This window comes from Mesorhizobium sp. M7A.F.Ca.CA.003.01.2.1, assembly GCF_003998945.1.
Lineage (GTDB): Bacteria > Pseudomonadota > Alphaproteobacteria > Rhizobiales > Rhizobiaceae > Mesorhizobium > Mesorhizobium ciceri.
In genome coordinates this window covers 1-2,750 of record NZ_RZRA01000786.1, presented here as the reverse complement: position 1 = coordinate 2,750, position 2,750 = coordinate 1, and the positions used below count along the sequence as shown (strand labels likewise).

The window sequence follows — 2,750 nt, the reverse complement described above, 5'->3', positions numbered from 1 at the left end:
TGCCGATCTCGCTGCTGATCGGCATTCTGGCCGGCATGCGTGAGGGGTCGCGAACCGACCGGGTGCTGTCCGTGGCGTCGATCGCCTCGACGGCGACGCCTGAATATGTGTCGGGCGTCATCTTCACCGTCATCTTCGCCTCATGGCTAGGCTGGCTGAACGGCTCGGCGGCTTCGGCCAGCCAGGGCATCACCTTCTACAATTTCACACTGCCGGTGATGACGCTGGCGATCTACGGCATCGGCTATATCGCCCGCATGACGCGAGCTTCGATGGTCGAAGTGATGACGCAGCAATATATCCGTACTGCGCGGTTGAAGGGTCTCTCCTTCGGCAGCGTGGTGGTCAAACATGCCTTGCGCAACGCGCTGATCGCACCGTTCACCGTCATCATGCTGCAATTCCCTTGGCTGCTCACCGGCGTCGTCATCGTCGAGGTGATGTTCCGCTACCAGGGCTTCGGCTACACGCTGGTCGAGGCGGCCGGCAACAACGATATCGACCTTTTGCTCGGCTGCTCGCTGGTCTCGGTGTTCATCGTCTTGATCACGCAGCTCATTTCCGATGTCGGCTACGCATTTCTCAATCCGCGTATCAGAGTTCAGTAGGGAGCGAAGCCGATGCCGGTTCAATACATCAGTGGCTTCACCGTCGTTTTCGAAGTGCTGTCGCGCTTCTGGCCGGTCTGGATCGCGCTCGTCATCGTCATGGGCGCGAGCTTCGCCTACAAGAAGAAGCTGGCGCTCTACGGCCAGCTGTTCGACAGCGGTGTCGGCATTGTCGGCGTCGGCATCTGCCTGTTCTGGCTGTTCACGGCGATCTTCGCCGCGACCATATCGCCCTTCGATCCGCTGGCCCAGATTCCGATCATGAAGGACGTGCTGCCGGGCGCCGTCGAACCGCAGTCGGGGCTGACCTATCTGTTCGGCGGCGACAAGCTGGCGCGCGACGTGTTTTCGCGCATGGTCTATGGCAGCCAGATCGTGCTGATCATCGCGCCTGCCGCGACCGGCTTCGCGCTGATGGTCGGCATCACGCTCGGCCTGCCCGCCGGCTATTACGGCGGCAAGATCGACACCGTGCTGTCGTTCCTGGCCAACCTTGTGCTCGCCTTCCCGGTGATCCTGCTGTTCTACCTCTTGGTGACGCCGGGTATCATGGACACGCCGATCCCGTACGGCATGGCCGGCGTGTTCTTCCTGTTCCCGATCATCTTCTTCAGCGTGCTGTTCTGGACCCGCTACAAGAACCGGCCCGACCGGCTCTACATCCTGCTCGGCATCACCCTGATCCTCGGTGGCTGGATCTATCTCGGCCTTGTGTTCGATAAGGACCCGCTGCACATCGTCCATATCGATCCAAACCAGCTCAACATCTTCGTGGCGGTGGTGTTCGCCTCCAGCCCCGGCGTGTTCCGCATCGTGCGTGGCCTGGTGATGGACATCAAGACGCGCGACTATGTGGCGGCGGCGCAGACGCGCGGTGAATCGCCCTGGTACATCATGCTGTGGGAGATCCTGCCCAATGCGCGCGGGCCATTGATCGTCGATGCCTGCCTGCGCATCGGCTACACCACCATCCTGCTCGGCACGCTCGGTTATTTCGGCCTTGGCCTGGCGCCGGAAAGTCCGGACTGGGGCACCGCGATCAAGGACGCCAGCCGCCTGCTGCGCTCCTTCATCCATCCGGCGCTGCCGCCGACCATCGCACTGATGTCGTTCGTGCTGGGCTTGAACCTGCTCGCCGACTCGCTGCGCGAACAATCGATGAAAGACTGATGTCGCGGGTTTCGACCCGATGGGCCTGAGAGAAACAGGCCTGGAAGAACCAGGATTGGAGCGACCCATGAACGAGGCAGTTCGAAATCCCGCCAAGCCGACCCCCGGGCCAACCAAAGGGCCGATCATCGAGATCGAGAACCTGTCGATCTCCTTCTTCACCCGCAAGGGCGAGATACCGGCGGTCATGGATTTTTCCTGCACCGTCATGCCGGGCGAGGCGATGGGCATCGTCGGCGAATCCGGCTGCGGCAAGTCGACCGTGTCGCTCGGCATCATGCGCGACCTCTCCAACATCGGGAAGATCGTCGGCGGCAAGATCAAGTTCCAGGGCAAGGACATGGGCGAACTCTCCGACGAGGAGTTGCGTTCCATCCGCGGCAACAAGATCGCCATGATCTACCAGGAGCCGATGGCGAGCCTGAACCCGGCGATGAAGGTCGGCCAGCAGCTGATGGAAGTGCCGCTGATCCACGACAAGGTGTCGAAGGAAGAGGCCTATAAACGCGCCCTCGATATGGTGCGCTCGGTCAAATTGCCCGATCCCGAGCGTATGATGCGCTCCTATCCGCACCAGCTCTCCGGCGGCCAGCAGCAGCGCATCGTCATTGCCATGGCGCTGCTGTCGAAGCCGGCGCTGCTTTTGCTCGACGAGCCGACGACGGCGCTCGACGTGACGGTGGAGGCGGGCATCGTCGATCTGGTCAAGGGGCTGGGCGAGAAGTTCGGCACGTCGATGATCTTCGTGTCGCACAATCTCGGCCTGATCCTGGAAACCTGCGATCGCATCACCGTGATGTATTCGGGCGAAGCGGTGGAGACCGGCAAGATCAAGGACGTGTTCGACCGGATGCGCCACCCCTATACGCAAGGGCTGTTCCGCTCGATCCCGCTGCCGGGCGCCGACAAGAACTCACGGCCGCTGATCTCCATCCCCGGACAGCTGCCGCTGCCGCACGAGCGGCCCAAGGG

Annotated in this window: 3 protein-coding genes; all 3 read left to right on the top strand. The window is 62.1% G+C overall.

The features are described 5' to 3' along the window. A partial coding sequence (locus EN969_RS25535; RefSeq protein ID WP_164758482.1) for an ABC transporter permease occupies window positions 1-608 on the top strand: 608 nt, incomplete at its 5' end. A 12-nt stretch (window positions 609-620) separates the two neighbouring features. Further along, a complete protein-coding gene (locus EN969_RS25530; RefSeq protein ID WP_013530884.1) occupies window positions 621-1,778 on the top strand; it encodes an ABC transporter permease in 1,158 nt (385 codons plus the stop codon). A 67-nt stretch (window positions 1,779-1,845) separates the two neighbouring features. Continuing rightward, window positions 1,846-2,750 (top strand): ABC transporter ATP-binding protein (locus tag EN969_RS25525; protein ID WP_164758481.1); only part of this gene is annotated, 905 nt, incomplete at its 3' end.